Annotated in this window: 13 protein-coding genes, 1 tRNA gene, 1 rRNA gene and 1 pseudogene; 6 read left to right on the top strand and 10 right to left on the bottom strand. The window is 60.6% G+C overall.

From position 1 onward, the window contains the following. Positions 1-9 precede the first annotated feature (9 nt). Genes tgt through CRO06_RS16450 form a run of 3 tightly spaced genes read right to left on the bottom strand, consistent with a single transcriptional unit; the run spans position 10 to position 2,689 of the window. On the bottom strand, positions 10-1,131 hold the full coding sequence (gene tgt, locus CRO06_RS16460) for a tRNA guanosine(34) transglycosylase Tgt (protein ID WP_022996344.1): 1,122 nt from the start codon (positions 1,129-1,131) through the stop codon (positions 10-12). Positions 1,132-1,155: 24 nt separating this feature from the next. After that, the gene (gene queA, locus CRO06_RS16455; RefSeq protein WP_022996345.1) at positions 1,156-2,184 is read right to left on the bottom strand and encodes a tRNA preQ1(34) S-adenosylmethionine ribosyltransferase-isomerase QueA; all 1,029 of its coding nucleotides are present in this window, start codon (positions 2,182-2,184) and stop codon (positions 1,156-1,158) included. Positions 2,185-2,212: 28 nt separating this feature from the next. Further along, the gene (locus CRO06_RS16450) at positions 2,213-2,689 is read right to left on the bottom strand and encodes an RDD family protein (protein ID WP_022996346.1); all 477 of its coding nucleotides are present in this window, start codon (positions 2,687-2,689) and stop codon (positions 2,213-2,215) included. Between the two features lie 392 nt (positions 2,690-3,081). Here CRO06_RS16450 and CRO06_RS20405 point away from each other — a divergent pair. Beyond that, positions 3,082-4,101: pseudogene (locus CRO06_RS20405) on the top strand (DUF3541 domain-containing protein); the annotation flags it as partial. Positions 4,102-4,227: 126 nt separating this feature from the next. Here the strand turns inward: CRO06_RS20405 and CRO06_RS16440 are convergent. From CRO06_RS16440 to lptF, 3 genes are all read right to left on the bottom strand, one after another. Next, a tRNA-Leu gene (locus CRO06_RS16440) sits at positions 4,228-4,314 on the bottom strand. A gap of 91 nt (positions 4,315-4,405) precedes the next feature. After that, positions 4,406-5,467 (bottom strand): LPS export ABC transporter permease LptG, encoded by a 1,062-nt coding sequence (gene lptG, locus CRO06_RS16435; RefSeq protein WP_022997530.1) that lies wholly within the window; start codon positions 5,465-5,467, stop codon positions 4,406-4,408. Next, positions 5,464-6,612 carry an LPS export ABC transporter permease LptF gene (gene lptF / locus CRO06_RS16430; RefSeq protein ID WP_231504749.1) on the bottom strand — a complete coding sequence of 383 codons (1,149 nt, stop codon included), beginning with the start codon at positions 6,610-6,612 and terminating at the stop codon, positions 5,464-5,466. The genes lptG and lptF overlap by 4 nt, the downstream gene beginning before the upstream one ends. An 18-nt stretch (positions 6,613-6,630) precedes the next feature. Between lptF and CRO06_RS16425 the strand changes: the two genes are divergently transcribed. The 3 genes from CRO06_RS16425 to CRO06_RS16415 all read left to right on the top strand — a co-directional run bounded on the left by CRO06_RS16425 (position 6,631) and on the right by CRO06_RS16415 (position 11,406). Then, entirely contained in the window at positions 6,631-8,106 is a 1,476-nt protein-coding gene (locus tag CRO06_RS16425) for a leucyl aminopeptidase (RefSeq protein WP_022997528.1), read from the top strand. 4 nt (positions 8,107-8,110) lie between these two features. Then, the gene (locus tag CRO06_RS16420; RefSeq protein WP_097058896.1) at positions 8,111-8,527 is read left to right on the top strand and encodes a DNA polymerase III subunit chi; all 417 of its coding nucleotides are present in this window, start codon (positions 8,111-8,113) and stop codon (positions 8,525-8,527) included. A 62-nt stretch (positions 8,528-8,589) separates the two neighbouring features. After that, on the top strand, positions 8,590-11,406 hold the full coding sequence (locus tag CRO06_RS16415) for a valine--tRNA ligase (RefSeq protein WP_022997526.1): 2,817 nt from the start codon (positions 8,590-8,592) through the stop codon (positions 11,404-11,406). A 15-nt stretch (positions 11,407-11,421) separates the two neighbouring features. Here CRO06_RS16415 and CRO06_RS16410 read toward each other — a convergent pair whose 3' ends face one another. Beyond that, complete coding sequence (locus CRO06_RS16410; protein ID WP_097058895.1) at positions 11,422-12,105, bottom strand: TetR/AcrR family transcriptional regulator; 684 nt, start codon at positions 12,103-12,105, stop codon at positions 11,422-11,424. Positions 12,106-12,181: 76 nt separating this feature from the next. Further along, complete coding sequence (locus CRO06_RS16405; protein ID WP_022997524.1) at positions 12,182-12,394, bottom strand: DUF2061 domain-containing protein; 213 nt, start codon at positions 12,392-12,394, stop codon at positions 12,182-12,184. A gap of 206 nt (positions 12,395-12,600) precedes the next feature. Here CRO06_RS16405 and yegS point away from each other — a divergent pair, with 206 nt between their 5' ends. Continuing rightward, complete coding sequence (yegS, locus tag CRO06_RS16400) at positions 12,601-13,518, top strand: lipid kinase YegS (protein WP_097058894.1); 918 nt, start codon at positions 12,601-12,603, stop codon at positions 13,516-13,518. Here the strand turns inward: yegS and CRO06_RS16395 are convergent, their stop codons facing one another. Continuing rightward, positions 13,519-13,911, bottom strand: a complete 393-nt coding sequence (locus CRO06_RS16395; RefSeq protein WP_080531517.1) for a DUF2721 domain-containing protein — start codon at positions 13,909-13,911, stop codon at positions 13,519-13,521. It abuts the gene before it with no gap. 338 nt (positions 13,912-14,249) lie between these two features. Here CRO06_RS16395 and CRO06_RS16390 point away from each other — a divergent pair, with 338 nt between their 5' ends. After that, positions 14,250-16,526 (top strand): metallophosphoesterase family protein, encoded by a 2,277-nt coding sequence (locus CRO06_RS16390; RefSeq protein ID WP_063140677.1) that lies wholly within the window; start codon positions 14,250-14,252, stop codon positions 16,524-16,526. Positions 16,527-16,600: 74 nt separating this feature from the next. Here CRO06_RS16390 and rrf read toward each other — a convergent pair. Then, positions 16,601-16,686 (bottom strand): 5S ribosomal RNA (gene rrf, locus CRO06_RS16385); the annotation flags it as partial.

Below are 16,686 nucleotides of genomic sequence, written 5' to 3'. Positions count from 1 at the left end.
GTTTTCGCGTTAAAGAGCAGGCACATCGCGGCCCATGGCCGCGTAGAAGTCACCGACAAAGGCGCTCAATGTACCCGCTTCAATGGCCCCCCGCAATCCAGCCATAAGCCGTTGGTAATAGCGTAGATTGTGGATGGTGTTCAGCTGCGCGCCGAGCATTTCACCACAGCGATCCAGGTGATGCAGATAGCTGCGGGAAAACTGGCGGCAGGTGTAGCAATCGCAGCCCTCCTCCAGCGGCGACAGGTCGTCGCGGTGGCGGGCATTACGAATCTTGATCACCCCTTCACGGGTAAACAGATGACCGTTGCGCGCATTGCGGGTGGGCATCACGCAATCGAACATATCCACCCCGCGGCGCACCCCTTCGACAATGTCCTCCGGCCGCCCCACCCCCATCAGATACCGGGGCCGGTCAGCGGGCATATGCGGCGTGATCCCGGCCAGGGTACGCCGCATCTCCTCCTGCGGTTCACCGACGCTGAGACCGCCAATGGCATAGCCGTCAAAACCAATATCCGTCAGACCGGCCAGGGATTCGCGGCGCAGATTGTCGTACATGCCCCCCTGTACGATCCCGAAACAGGCCGCATCGTTCCCTTCATCTGCCACATGGGCCGCTTTCGAGCGCCCCGCCCAGCGCAGAGACAGCCGCATGGACTCGGCGGCCTGGGTCTCGGTGGCCGGATACGGAGTGCATTCGTCGAAGATCATACAGATGTCGCTGCCCAGAGAGCGCTGTACCTGCATGGCCCTTTCCGGCGTCAGTTCCACCCGGTCGCCGTTGATCGGGTTCTTGAACACCACGCCCTGCTCGGAAATCTTGCGCAGCTCACCCAGGCTGAACACCTGGAAACCGCCGGAATCGGTGAGAATTGGCTTGTCCCACTGCATGAAACCATGCAGCGAGCCATGACGTTCGATGATCTCGGTGCCGGGACGCAACATCAGGTGAAAGGTGTTGCCCAGACAGATCTGCGCGCCGCTGTCGGCCAGATCCCGGGGCAACATGGCCTTGACCGTACCGTAGGTGCCCACCGGCATGAACGCCGGTGTCTCCACCTCACCACGGGGAAAGGTCAAACGGCCCCGGCGCGCGGGGCCATCGGTGGTCAGCAGATCAAAGCTCATTCGGGACATGAAAAAACCTTATGTTCACACATCGGGCTGCCGTTCGATGAACATGGCATCGCCGTAACTGAAGAAGCGGTAGCCTTCACGGACCGCTTCCTGGTAAGCCGCCAGCACCCGTTCCCGGCCGGCAAAGGCGCTGATCAGCATCAGCAGGGTGGAACGCGGCAGGTGGAAGTTGGTGACCAGGGCGTCCACCTGACGAAAACGATAGCCGGGATAGATGAAGATGTCGGTTTCCGACTCCCCGGCGCTCAGCGCGCCGTCGGCACTGGCTGCTTCCAGGGCCCGCAAGGCGGTGGTTCCCACCGCCACCACCCGGCCACCACGAGCCCGCGTCGCCAGCACCTGCTCCACCAGCGCCTCGCTGATCCGGAAACGCTCGCTGTGCATGTGGTGCTCTTCCACCTTGTCCACGCGCACCGGCTGGAACGTGCCCGCCCCCACATGCAGAGTAACGAAGCCTGTTTCCACGCCCTGGCCCCGTAACTGCTCGATGAAGGCCTCGTCGAAATGCAAACCGGCGGTGGGCGCCGCCACCGCGCCTGGCTCCCGGGCATATACGGTCTGATAGCGCTGCAAGTCGGTATCTTCATCCGGGCGGTCAATGTAAGGCGGCAACGGCACATGGCCAATGCGTTCCAGCGCATCCAGCACCTGCTCGCAACCGGTAAACGCCAGGTGGAACAATTCTCCGCGCCGGCCGCGGACCTCCGCCGCCACACCCTGATCGAATTCCAGCCAGCCACCCGCCTTGGGCGACTTGGAAGCCCGCACATGGGCCAGCGCCTCGCGCCCACCGAGCAGGCGCTCGACCAACACTTCCACCCGTCCACCGGTTTGCTTGCGGCCAAACAGACGAGCCGGAATCACCCGGGTGTCGTTGAACACCAGCAGATCACCAGGCTTCAGCCAGGCGGACAGATCCGGAAAGCGGCCATGCCCCGTCCCCGCACCGGTCAGCGTCAACAAGCGCGCATCGCGCCTTTGCGCTGGCGGATAGCGGGCGATCAGCTCGTCCGGTAAGTCAAAATCAAAGTCGTCGACTTGCACGTATCACCCGTATTCAGCTCACATGTGTTCAGGAGCGTTCTTTGCCGTTTTTCGGCATTTCCACCGTGGCGGTGAGGGACAATCGGTCATGCAACGTTTGGTGTGGGTGCACCAGCACCACCAGGTAACCAGCCCCCAGCATCAGCCAGGACACACCGGCGGCGGCGAACCGGGCCAGGGTCTGCCAGAATCGCACCGGACCACCACGGTAGTCACGAATTTGCAGCCGCCAGGCGCGCATCCCCAGAGTCTGGCCACCATGCAGCCAGAACCAGGCATAGAAGGCCCAGGTTTCCACCAGCAGCAGGGGGAACAGCACGCCTTTCAGCACCACCGGATCAGCCCGGGTGACACCGTTGATCTCCTGGGTCGGCAACCCCGTGTGGTTATAAACGATGACGAAAATCCCGGCGGTTATGAACCATAACGCCAACACCAGAAAGCCATCATAGACCAGCGCCATCAGCCTTTTGATCAGGCCCGCGGGTCTGGCATCTTCGATCATCGCTGCTCCATACGAGTTACCCGGGCGACGGCCCACAGGGTGACCGCCACGGCTGGTGGTCACAAATAAATCGCCGGGAGCGATTTTTGACGTCGTCCCAGCGACGGCCCACAGGGTGACCACCATGGACGGTGGTCACAAACAAATCGTCCGGAACGATTTTTGACGTCGCTCCGGCGACGGCCCGTAGGGTGACCATCATGGATGATGGTCACAAAAAAGCCCGCTCGGCGCGGGCCTTGCAAATCCTCTGCGGCACGGTCGGCTCGGCGACCGGCCAAAACGGCCGTTATTCTAGCAAACCCGGGGCCTCCTGTCCCACCGCAGACCGGCGTCACAGCCCGTCATCATGGTTGTTGCGAGGTGCCCCCGAGCGGCTGTAAAAGGGCACTATGACCCCGGTCAACGGGGTGCCACCCGGAGGGTGTCCCATGTCCGGCTTCCGCCTGTACGCCCTGCTCTTCCTGGTTGCCCTGTCAGCGCCCCTGACTGACACCATCGTCGCCGCTTCACCCTCCTCCACGCCGTCCCTTGGTGAGCAGATCCGGGGTCACTATGAGACCGTGCTGCCCTCCCTGCCACCGGACAAACAACGGCACTACGCGCTGCGTCTGTACCGGCTGACCGGTGATGACTCTTATCTGCCGCCAATTCGCGATGAGGTCCTGGGCATACTGCCGCGCTGGCAAAAGGCCATGCGGGCCCTCCCCTACGCCAGCCAACGACAGGCCCTGGCCAATCAGATAGTGGATGATTACCGCGACGACACCCCGAAATACCAACGGCGCAAGGCCTTGCTACGCCGTAGCGGGGAGTTCCCCTTCGCCAAGCAACTGCTGTACCGCGTCAATCAGCTCGAGGAGTTGCATCTTGCCGGCGTACCACCGTTTCAGGACACCGACCGAGCCCTGGCCTATCTCAGGGAATTCGATTTCCAGTCCTTCGTGCTCGATCCCGAGGTCATCAAGGTGTACTCGGCGCAGACCGCGAATCTGGTCTACTACCTTTATCGGCTCGGGTTGCAGGATCTGCGGGAGCCCTACCAACAAGCCTTCCGGAGCGTCTATCCCCCCGACACGCCACATCAAGGGCTGGATCTGCAGGAGAAAATCTACGGTATGACCCATCTGGTGATCGCCGCCAGCGGCTATTACCAACATGCCGTGGCGCGCAAGGACTTTGCCTGGATTTTCGATTATTTCGAGCACCGGGCCGGCCACGTCATCCAAGGCACCAAGCCGGATGTGTATACCGAGATGGCGCTGTGTTTCCTGCTCGCGGAAGAGCCGGACAACCCGGTCATCGGCAAGGTCAAAGCGGCGCTGGAACGGGAGTTTGATGACAAGGCGGACATGATTCCGGCCACCGACGGCAGCACCGACCCCGCCCGCGGCGAGCACCGCAACACCCTGGCGGTGATGCTCTATTACTGGCCGGAGAAGCTTCACACAGGGCCGGATCTGTCTCCTGGAAAGCCCCCGGAAACGAAAACGCCGGGCTTGGCCCGGCGCTTCCCCGACGCTATCACGCCGTCAATTTGGTACCAGAGGCCGGACTTGAACCGGCACGCCCGCGAAGGCAACGGATTTTGAATCCGTCGTGTCTACCAATTCCACCACTCTGGCAAGGGATGGCAACAGCCTGCATCAGGCTATCGGCCGGCGAGTATACCAATCTCGCCGGACAATGCCAGCCATTATGCCTTGGATATCGAGGCTACCGCACCCGCAACAACAACCAGACGCCCAGTATCAGGCAAAGCACCGGCGGCAGGCCGGCGGCGAGCAGCGGCTCGGTGCGGAACACCAGGGAGAGGTGGCCAAAAAACTGCTGGCCATAGTGGAAAATCAGGCCGGCCACCACCCCGGCCGCCACCCGCAGCCCCATGGTTACTTCCCGCAACGGGCCGAAGACAAAGGAAATGGCGATCAGCACCATGCCGATGGTGGCGGCGGGCATCAGCAGCTTCTGCCAGAACGACAGCATATAGTCGGCGGTTTCCAGTCCCTGCCGCTTCAGGTAGGAAGCGTACTCTATCAGCTTGGCCATCCCCAGACGCGCCGGGTCCAGCACCACGATACTGAGCAATTGCGGTTTGAGGCTGGTCTCCCAGACGCCGTGTTCCTCACGATAGGTCTCGGTGCGCTCCCCCTGAAAGCGGGTACCCTGCACGCCTTCCAGGGCCCAGGAATCACCCTGGTAGATGGCCCGCTCCACATACAGGCTTTCCGCCAGCTTGTGCTCTTCATCAAAGCGGTAACGGGTCAGGCCGTACAGCACCCCGTTGGGTTGCACCGCGTTAATGTGGATGAACTCATCCCCTTCCCGGTGCCAATAGCCGTATTTGCTGCGGATGGTTTCACCCCCGCCTTCCTGCAACGAGCGATTGCTCTGCGCCACCTGCTCCGAGTACGGGGCCAGGTACTCCCCCACCGGCACGGACAGCAGCATCAGGAAGATCACTGGCCGCAGCACCATCCAGGCGATCCGCAAAGTGGATATGCCCGCGGCACGGATCACCGCCAGCTCGCCGTTATTGGCCATCAGCCCCAGACCGATCAGGGTCCCCAGCAGGATCGCCAGCGGCAGGTACTCGTTGAAACGGCGCGGCACAGTGGTAACCACGAACTGCAGCGCCTGCAGCGCCTGATAGCCGCCACGCAGAAATTCCAGCTCGTAGACGAAACTGAACAGGCAGTCCAGGGCAATGATAATGCCGACAATGGCCAGGGACGGAATCAGTACCGCCCGCCAGAAATAGCCTCTCAGCAGTTTCATGTGTTCCTCCTGCGGCGCCACAACCGGTCGCCGTAATAGAGGAAGAACACCGCCACCGCGGCCAGCGCATGAATCCAGATCATCGAGTAATACCAGGGCCGCTCACCGCCGGAATCCGCCATCCAACTGCGCATGGTAAGCAACAAACCGACGTACAGCATGTATCCGAGCACCGCCGGAATCATCCGCAGGAAACGCCCCTGGCGCGGGTTGACCTTGGCCAGCGGGATCGCCGCCAGACACATGATCGGGACCGTCAATACCAGTGACCAGCGCCATTGCAACTCCGCCACCGCCTGATTATCGCCAGGGCTCTCCAACAGTTCGCCGGTGGTGCGCCCTCTTACCTTGGGCGGCCGGCTCGAGGTGTTTTCACTGCCGATACGGACCCGGGCCTTCTCGAACGCCACTTCCTGATAATCCGCTTCGCCGGGCTTGCCCTGGTATTGGTAGCCGTCGCGCAATTCCAGGTAGTTGATGCCGTTCTCGTCCTGCACCAACCGTCCGGTATGGGCCCACACGGTGAGTACGCGCCCGGCCTGGGAATCATCAAACCGGGCATCGGCGACGAATACGTTCTCCAGATAACCGTCCTCGCGATTAAGACTCTCCGCGTAGGTGGCCCGCTGGCTGCCATCCGAGCCGCGCACCAGGAACCGGCCCGGTGTCAGCAATTCCAGCACCGAGCGGCCTTTTTGTTCCTCGAAGATGCGGTTTACTTCGGCATCACCCCGGGGCGTGACGTACAATGAAAACAATGCCACCACGCTGACCGCCACCAGCACCGGCACCACCAGTGAGCGGATGATCCGGCCGTGTCCCTGGCCTCCGGCTTGCAATACCACCATCTCGTTGTCCATGTGCATACGTCCCAGCACTAGCAACAGAGAGATGTACAAGCTCAACGGCAGAATCATTTGCAGGAATTCCGGCAGCCGGAACGCCATCACCAGAAACAGAGCGTCCGCCGCGATCTGACCGGCGGCGGCCTCTGCCAAATACTTGATAAAGCGACCACTGACCAGCACCATCACCAAAATGAAGGTCACCAGCACCGTGGTCACGAATACCTGACGATTTATGTAGCGGTGTAGTATCAACGTTGGTCCCGCCCGCACCTGTTCCATCTTTGCAGTGTGCGGCATTGTAACTCAGGAGAGAGCATGGAGTACGCAATTAGCCACTCGGCCCTGCCGAAACTGAAAGCAGATTGTCTGGTTCTGCCACTCGGTAGCGCTTCCACCCTGCCGGAAGCCCTGCCCGATGAGACCCGCGCATCGGTACAGGCGTTCATCAAAACCGGGGATTTTTCCGGCAAACAGGGTCAGGTCAGCTGGTTGCACAATCCGCCGGGCGTCGCCGCCCGCCGTTTGCTGCTGGTGGGCTGCGGCGACAAGACCGAGCTCGACGGTCAGGCCTGGCAGCGTCTGGTCACCGGCGCCACCAAGCAATTGCTCGCTTCTCCGGTGAAACAAGCGGTGTTGATGCTGGACACCGTCAAGGTTGCCCGAGAGCTGGACTGGCGGGTGCGGGAAGGGGCCCGGGTAGCGGAGGAAGCCAGCTACCGGTTCGACGACTACCGCAGCAAACCCGCCAAGGCCGCCGCCCTGCGCAAGCTGACATTCTGGCACGCGCAACGCGATGCTGCCCTGCGTCAGGCCCTCAAGCAAGGCCGGGCCGTGGCCGCCGGCACCGCTCTGGCACGCGATCTGGGCAATATGCCTCCCAACGACTGCTATCCGGAGTATCTGGCCGAGCGCGCCAAGGCCCTGGGCAAGGAATACGACAAGCTGACGGTGAAGATCGTCACTCAGGCCCAGGCGGAGAAGATGGGCATGGGGGCTTTCCACGCGGTGGCCAAGGGCAGCACCCGGGAAGGGTGCCTCATCGTGATGGAGTACAAGGGCGCCACCGGCAAGCCGGTGTCCCTGGTTGGCAAGGGGATCACCTTCGATACCGGCGGCATCTCCCTTAAACCGGGTGCCAACATGGACGAAATGAAATACGACATGGGCGGCGCGGCGAGCGTTTTCGGTACCGTCAAAACGGTCTGTGAGCTGGGCCTGCCGATCCATCTCGTGGCCGTGGTGGCCGCGGCGGAAAACATGCCCGACGGCGGCGCCACCCGTCCCGGCGATATCGTCAAAACGCTGTCCGGACAAACCGTGGAAATCCTCAACACCGACGCCGAAGGCCGCCTGGTGCTGTGCGACGCCCTCACCTATGTGCAGCAGAAGTATAAGCCGCATACGGTCATCGACATCGCCACGCTCACCGGCGCCTGCGTGATCGCTCTGGGCAGCCACGCCCAAGCGGTGTACGCCAACGACGATGTGCTGCGCGAGTCACTGCTGGAAGCGGGCCAGGATACCGGCGACCGGGGCTGGCCGATGCCGCTGTGGGAGGATTACCAAAGCCAGTTGGACAGCCCCTTCGCCGACATGCAGAACATCGGCGGCCCGAAGGGCGGCTCGATCACCGCGGCCTGTTTCCTGCATCGTTTTGCCCGGGACGTGAATTGGGCGCACCTGGACATCGCCGGAACCGCCTGGATCAGCGGCGGCAAGGACAAGGGCGCCACCGGCCGGCCGGTACCGATGCTGACCCGCTATCTGATCAATCTGGCCGGCAAGGGCTGAGACATTGACCGAGGTTTTGTTTTACATCACCGGGCAAGCCGGAACGGGGGTGCGTGACGCCCTCGCCTGGCGCATCGCGGAAAAGGCCTGGCGCCAGGGGCGCCGGATCTACGTCCACTGCCAGGACGAGGCCCATGCCCATGAGCTGGATCAACAATTCTGGGCGCAGCCGGCTTCGGGCTTCCTGCCCCATTCCCTGCTCGGTGAGAGCCCGGCACCGGTGGTGCTGGGCTTTGGCGACGACCCGGGCAGTCACCACGACGTGCTGATCAATCTGGCGGCGGCGGTACCGGATTTCGTCACCCGCTTTGAACGGGCCGCCGAGATGATCACCGGCGACCCACAGCAGCGCGAGGGCGGCCGTGAGCGGTTCCGTTTCTATCGGGAAAGGGGCTTTCCACTGAAAACCCACAACCTCTGACGGCAGGCCCCGGTTCCGGTATAATCCGCCTTTCGTTTTTGCGATGAAAGACAGCGGAGATCATGGACAAGACCTACCAACCCGATCGTATCGAGCAGGCCTGGTACAACACCTGGGAGGATGCGGGCTATTTCCGTCCTTCCGGCCAGGGTGATGCCTATTCCATCATGATCCCGCCGCCCAATGTGACCGGCAGTCTGCATATGGGCCACGCGTTCCAGGACACCATCATGGACACCCTGATCCGGTTCCGCCGGATGCAGGGACGCAACACGCTGTGGCAGGTGGGCTCCGACCACGCCGGCATCGCCACTCAAATGGTGGTGGAACGGCGTCTGGCCGCCGAGGGCAAGAACCGCCACGATCTCGGCCGCGATGCTTTCATCGAGAAAATCTGGGAGTGGAAGGCGGAGTCCGGCGGCACCATCACCCGCCAATTGCGCCGCATGGGCGCCAGCGTGGACTGGACCCGTGAGCGCTTCACCATGGACGAGGGCCTGTCCAACGCAGTGCGCGAAGTGTTCGTGCGCCTCTATGAGGAAGGCCTGATCTACCGGGGCAAACGTCTGGTGAACTGGGACCCGGCCCTGCATACCGCCATCTCCGATCTGGAAGTGGAAAACAAGGAAGAGCAGGGTCATCTGTGGCACTTCCGCTATCCGCTCTCCGATGGCTCCGGCCATCTGGTGGTGGCCACCACCCGCCCGGAAACCATGCTCGGCGATACCGCCGTGGCGGTGCACCCGGAGGATCCGCGCTACAAGGACCTGGTTGGCCAGACCATCCGCTTGCCGCTGGCCGACCGCGAGATTCCAATCATCGCCGACGACTACGTGGATCCGGACTTCGGCTCCGGCTGCGTGAAGATCACCCCGGCCCACGACTTCAACGACTATGAAATGGGCAAGCGGCACGACCTGCCGATGATCAACATTCTCACCATCGATGCCCACCTCAACGACCAGGTGCCGGAAGCCTATCGCGGTCTGGACCGCTACGAGGCACGCAGAAAGGTGGTGGATGATCTGGACGCCCTGGGTCTGCTGGAAAAGGTCGACGATCACACCTTGCAGGTGCCGCGCGGCGACCGTTCCGGCGTGGTCATCGAGCCCTACCTCACCGATCAGTGGTTCGTGGCGGTGGAAAGCCTGGCCAAACCGGCCATCGAAGCGGTGGAAAACGGCGACATCCAGTTCGTGCCCAAGAACTACGAGAACATGTATTTTTCCTGGATGCGCGACCTGCAGGACTGGTGCATTTCCCGGCAGCTGTGGTGGGGACATCGCATTCCCGCCTGGTACGACGAGGACGGCAATGTCTATGTGGGACGCAGCGAGGAGGAAGTCCGCGCCGCCCATGATCTGGATGATCGCCCGCTCAGCCAGGACGAGGATGTGCTGGACACCTGGTTCAGCTCCGCGCTGTGGACCTTCTCCACCCTGGGCTGGCCGGAACAGACCGAGGAATTGCGTACCTTCCATCCCAGCAGCGTGCTGGTTACCGGCTTCGACATCATTTTCTTCTGGGTCGCGCGGATGATCATGATGACGCTGAAGTTCACTGGCGAAGTGCCTTTCAAGAAGGTGTACGTGCACGGCCTGGTACGGGATGCCGAGGGCCAGAAGATGTCCAAGTCCAAGGGCAATGTGCTCGATCCGCTGGATTTGATCGACGGCATCGACCTGGACAACCTGGTGGAGAAACGCACCCGCGGGCTGATGCAACCTCAGAAGGAAAAGCAGATCAGCAAGCGTACCCGGGCGGAATTTCCCGAAGGCATCAACAGCTACGGCACCGATGCGCTGCGTTTCACCTTCCTGTCGCTGGCCTCCACCGGCCGTGACATCAAGTGGGACATGGGCCGCATCGAAGGCTACCGTAACTTCTGCAACAAGATCTGGAACGCCGCCCGTTATGTGATGATGAACACCGAGGGCCAGGACTGCGGCGTGAATGAGAAAGAGGGTGAAGTCAGCTTGTCACTGGCGGACCGCTGGATCATCTCCGCGTTGCAGCGGGCCGAGCGCGAAGTGACCGAGGCACTGGATCAGTTCCGCTTCGATGTCGCCTCCCATGCCGCCTATGAATTCATCTGGAACGAGTACTGCGATTGGTATCTGGAGTTGTCCAAACCGGTGCTCTATAGCGACGATTATTCGGAAGCGGAGAAGCGCGGTACCCGCCGCACCCTGGTGCGGGTGCTGGAAGCGATTCTGCGTCTGGCGCATCCGTTCATGCCGTTCATTACCGAGGAAATCTGGCAGAAGGTGGCACCGCTGGCCGGCAAGATGCCCGCCACGGATGCGAGTAAAGCGCCTGCTGAGGATACAGGTATAGGGAACACCACCATCATGCTGCAGCCCTATCCCCACCCCGAGCAGGACAAGGTGGATGAACAAGCGGAGCAAGACATCGAGTGGATCAAGGCGGTGATCACGGCGATCCGGAATATCCGCGGCGAAATGCGCATTCCTCCCAGCCGCACCCTGGATGTGTACTTGCACAATGGCAAGGACGAAGACCAGCGTCGCCTGCAAGCCAACCACAATTTCCTCTGCCGCCTGGCCAAGTTGGACAGCATCAGCTGGCTCAACGCCGACGATTCCGCGCCGGCCTCCGCCACCAGCCTGGTCGGCGACATGGAAATCCTGGTGCCCATGGCCGGACTGATCGACAAGGACGCGGAAATCGACCGCCTCACCAAGGAAGTGGACAAGCTGCGCAAGGAGGTAGGGCGCGCGGAAGGGAAGCTGAAAAACCCGGCCTTTGTCGACAAGGCGCCGGAAGCCGTGGTCACCAAGGAAAAAGCCAAACTCGACGACTACCGCTCCCAGCTTGCCCGTCTGGAAGACCAGTTGGAAAAGATCAAGTACCTGTAACCGCCCGATCCCGGATCAGGACTGCCGCTTCAGCGCCCCTGGAGTGGCTTCCTGGCCCAGGATCACCGATTCCGCGATCCCGATCATGGTGCGCTGGCAAAGATGCAGCCGCTCCTCGCTGAACTCCCCACCCTCGAAGACATAAAGCGAATAGCTTTCCAGAATCCACAGCATGGTCCGCATCACCAAAGGGTCAAAATCACGGCCGGTAAGCCGGTTGATTTCAGCGGTGAGCACCTCGGCGGCAATGGTCTGGGCCCGGTCCCGATGCGGCGCCAATGCCGAATTGGAACTGCGCGCCTCTTCCATCATCAGCTTGATCACCGGCCCCATGCTGATGTGGTAGTCGAAATAGACCTTGGTGGTGTTGTGGATGATCTGCTGAACGGAACGGGCCTGGCGCATTTCATGATGGAAATGCAGCAGCATATTGTCGACGAAGATGCGGTAGATATTCTCCAGCACATCCACCTTGTTGCGGAAGTACTTATAGAAAGTGCGCCGTGACACATTCGCCGCACTCAACAGATGTTGCACCGTGGTACGCTCGACACCGCGCTGAGCGAATACCTGCACGGAATGAATCAAAACTTCCGCCCGCGCCGGCGAGCGGGGGCCCCCTTCATCCTCGGCATGAGCGTCCAGCACCTGATTAACCACCTGGCGGATGGCGTCCAGGTCATCCCCTTGATTCCACACAGTAACTTATCCTTTGTTTTTGTTTACCGGGGCGTAGCTTAAACCAAGCCCCGGAACCCAGTAAACAAAGGGTCTATCAGGCAGCCAGAGCGGCCTTTTCCTCTTCCCGGGGAGCCCGGCGACGCTGCCAACGTTTCCATACCTTCTCGTGGAAGTGGTAAGCCACCGTGTTCACACACGGTTCCACCAACGCCGTGGCGCCACCAATGCGCCAGTCACCGGTCATGGCCCACACCACGAGAAACGCCACACTGATATGCATAATGCCGAAGCTGAATGTCTTCACCATGGGACACCTCCATCATTACTTTTATATGATAACCATTCTCATAAACATAAAAAGAAAGATGAAATGATTTGATCAATAGTCTCAGCCTATGGGAATACAAGTATCATGATGAGACCGACGGTTCCGTCTAAACCAATCTGGAATAGAATGGGTAGCGGGCCATCCGCCAATCCGGTGGCTGATTTTGTCCATTGCAAGGAGTGCCGATGGTGAGCGCTAAAGCTGTTTTGATCCTTCACGGTAAACAAGCCACCAATGATGAGGTGCGTCAGGCGGTCATGGCCCGCCGTGAGCAAGGGCACCAACTCGATGTTCGGGTCACCTGGGAAGGCGGAGACGCCGAAAGGTATGTAGAGGAAGCATTGAAAGCCGGCTACGACACCATCATCGCCGGCGGCGGCGATGGCTCGGTGCGCGACATCACTGATGCCCTGATGAAAAACGGCGGCGGGGCCAATCTGGCCGTTTTACCGCTGGGGACCGCCAACGACTTCGCCACCGCCGCGAACATTCCCGTGCCACCGGAGGAGGCCCTGGCGCTGCTTGACCAACCCGCGACCGCCATCGATGTGCTCGAGGTCAACGGTCATTACTTTCTCAATATGGCCACCGGTGGCTTCGGCACCGAAGTGACCACGGAAACCTCGGAGGAGTTGAAGTCCATGCTGGGTGGCGCGGCCTACCTGCTCACCGGCCTCACCCGCTTCACCGAAATCCGGGCCGCGCAAGGCCATTTCCAGGGCCAGGACTTTGAATGGGAAGGCGAATTCATGGCTCTCGGGGTCGGTAACGGACGGCAGGCTGGAGGCGGGCAGAAACTGTGTCCGGACGCCGTGATCAACGATGGCTTGATGGACGTGGCCATCCTGCCTGCACAGATGGATCTGATGTCTGGCCTTCGCGGCCTGTTCAGCTCAAATAATGGCGCCAATGAAAACAATGGGAACGGTGAGCAGGAGGGCTTGTTCGTCCGCGCCCGCCTGGAATCCATGGAGATACGCACTCCGGAGGCAATGTATCTGAATCTGGATGGCGAGCCCCTGGAGGACACCCATTTTCAAATAAAAGTGCATACTGGCGCGCTCTGGGTTCATTTGCCGCCCGACATCCCCCTTCTTTCCTGATCAGGGCTTGGGACGTCGCAGCGTCTCCAACTGCACATTGAGCGCGTTGGTGGAGATCAGCACTTCCCAAAGCGAAAAGATCAATGACAGTGACAGACTGATCAGGCTGGCTCCGAACAACACCACCCCGGGCATGTCCTGATGCAGATAGAGCGCGAACATGGACAAAGTGCAAAGCAGGAAGCTGAGCACCCCGGCCACCTGCATCCGCTGGGTCAGTACGACTCGTCTGTGCAGCAGCTCAATCTGACGCGTGGCGACTTCCTCGTGGTGCGTCTTTTCCTCATCCGCCAGCTTGCGAATCAACTGCGCCAAAACCAGGAAGCGGTTGGTGTAGGCCAGCAATAGCAGCGAAATGGCGGGAAAGAGGAGCGCGGGAGTGGTCAACGACATAGGACTCTCTCTGAGTTCGGGGTGGCCTTACTTTAACCGATGATGACGCAAGGCGGCACGGGCTCACCAGCCCGCCCGCACTTCAGCCTTCCGCTCCCGGTATCGCAACACTTTTATGATCATCACCCGGACTGTGATCTTCATCACCCCCAAGGCCCGCTGATGTCGCGGCCCTGACACATTACTTTTCCACGCTGATCAGGCCCGTCGGGTACCGGGCTTCTCATTATCGTTTTACCTGGAACCGTCGGGCTCCGGGGCGGAGACTTGCGCGCCAACGGGATGCTCGGCGCGCCTCTCCCCTCTCTCTTTCCAGCAATAACAATGGAGAACGGATCATGTCCTATCGTTATCGGATCGGGATGCCGCTGCTGGTCAGCTCGCTGCTCCTGTCGACCAATGCCGTCACGGCAGCCACCCAGGACCGCAACACCCTATCCTCCCCCACGGGCTCTTTCTCGATCGTGCTGTTACCAGATACGCAAAACTACGCCGAGAAAGCCAGTTACGATGTCTATAACCATCAAACCCAGTGGATCGTGGATCACGCCTACGATCGCAATATCCAGTACGTGCTGCATCTCGGCGATATGACCCAACACGACACCCAGGAACAATGGCAAGTGGTGGATCAGGCCCACACCATTCTGGATCAGGCCGGAATCGGGTACACCGCTCTGTCCGGGAACCACGACCTCTACCCCAGCGATGATATCCATGCCAGGGAATCCTACTTTACCCGTTACTTCGGTCCTGATCGCTTCGCGGAGAAACCCGGCTTCGGCGGCAGTTTCAGCGACAGCGGCGAAAACACCTATCACTTCCTGGAGGCCGGCGGCCTGCAATTCCTGCTGGTGAATCTTGAGTTTCTTCCGCGCAAGGATGTAGTGACCTGGGCCAATCAAGTGATCTCCGACCACCCCCGTCATCGTGTCATCGTCTCCACCCACGCCTACCAGGATTACAACGGCGAGCACCTCACCGGCTGGGCCAACCGCTATAACACCGCCGGTCGCGAAGGTGTGGATCTATGGGAAGAGCTGGTGGCGCGACACAGCAACATTTTCATGACGGTCAGCGGTCATATTCACGGCACCTCCTACCGTCAGCGAACCGGCAACGGCGGCAATGTGGTACATGAGATACTGACCGACTTTCAGAGCGAGCCGGTCATGGGTGACGGCACCGCCCTGGGCAATGGATGGCTGAGACTGCTGACGTTCCACCCCACGGACAATCGGATAGAGGTGGAAACCTTGAGTGTCGAAGACGGTAATCCTCGGATTTTCCCAGGTGGAAACGCGCAATTCTTTGATGACTACAACAAGATCGCGGCACCCTCCGATCAGCAACATAATCGCATGGACTATGTTATCGACTTCGACATGACGGTTATCCCCGAGTACCGCTATACCCCCGGCGATACTCTGTACAAGGATCGTCACCCCCATCGAACCCTTCGAGGTGATCATCGGGCACCGTCCGTTGCCGCCGCCGCCAACGGCATTACCATCACCGCCTGGGAGGAAGACCGAGACGGCGATGGTTACAGCCAGGTCTTCGTGCGTGGTTTCGATGAGGACGGTAATGCCCTGTTCCCCGAACTGGCCGTTTCTCCCTGGGACAGTGTCCCGCAACGAAGCCCCACCGTGGCTACCGATGACGAAGGCAATTTTGTGGTGGCCTGGGTCATGGATGCGGACGGTGACGGCCACGGCCGCATTCATTACCGCGTATTCCGGGCCGACGGGAGCCCGGGCTTCCCCGCCCTCCTCCCCGGTATTCTGGCATCCGGCGATAGCGGACGCGGCCATGGCCGCTGGAAACCCGGCGACTATTGGAACTGGCTGGACGGCCAACAACGCCGGCCGGCGGTAGGCATGAACGACAAAGGGCGCTTTACTATTGCCTGGGAGCAGAAAGGCGATGGCATCCATGTGCAAAGTTTCTTGCGCAATGGGCTGCCCCGCTTCACACAACGCAACGTCAACTCGACCCCGGGTCGCCATCAACGCCCGTCATTGGCCATGAGTAATGACGGACATTTCACCGTAGCCTGGGAGCATGACACCGACGGGGATGGGCAAAGCAAAATAGCCGTTCGCGGTTTCACCGACCGGGGACGTGAACATTTCCCCGAGACCACGGTCAATCAGGTGGTCAGCGGCACCCAGGAAAAACCGGTGCTGGCCATGGATCATCGTGGCCGCTTCGTGGTTGCCTGGCAGGATGACAAGGACGGCAATGGTTATTATCAGATCCTCGCGCGGGGCTTCCTCAGCGACGGCCAGGAATGGCTGCCTGAATTCACCGCCAACAGCAAAGCCTCCGGTCAGCAGTTGGCACCAGCTCTCGCCATGGGTCCGGAAGGCAATTTCACCGTGCTATGGGAAGACGATAACGACGGCAACGGCTATTTCCAAATCTATGCCCGCACATTCCGTGCCGACGGCAGCGAAAAAACCAGCGATTTTACAGTCAACAGTGACGCCACCGGGCAGCAGTTCGAGCCCGTCGCGGCCATGGCTGGAAATGATCGTATCGTGACGGCTTGGGAGGATGACATGGACCAGGATGGAGAGTTCGGCATCCTGCAACGCAACTTCGATTTCTGAGCGGGTTTACTCGCCTGACGCGCATAGCAAAACGCCCTGCCAGGTTATCCTGACAGGGCGTTTTGTATTTAAGAGCCTGACGATGACCTACTCTCACATGGGGAAGCCCCACACTACCATCGGCGCTGAGCGGTTTCACTTCTGAGTTCGGCAAGGGATC

This window comes from Alloalcanivorax xenomutans, from assembly GCF_900217905.1.
Taxonomy (GTDB): Bacteria; Pseudomonadota; Gammaproteobacteria; order Pseudomonadales; family Alcanivoracaceae; genus Alloalcanivorax; species Alloalcanivorax xenomutans.
This window is presented reverse-complemented; position numbering and strand designations above follow the sequence as displayed.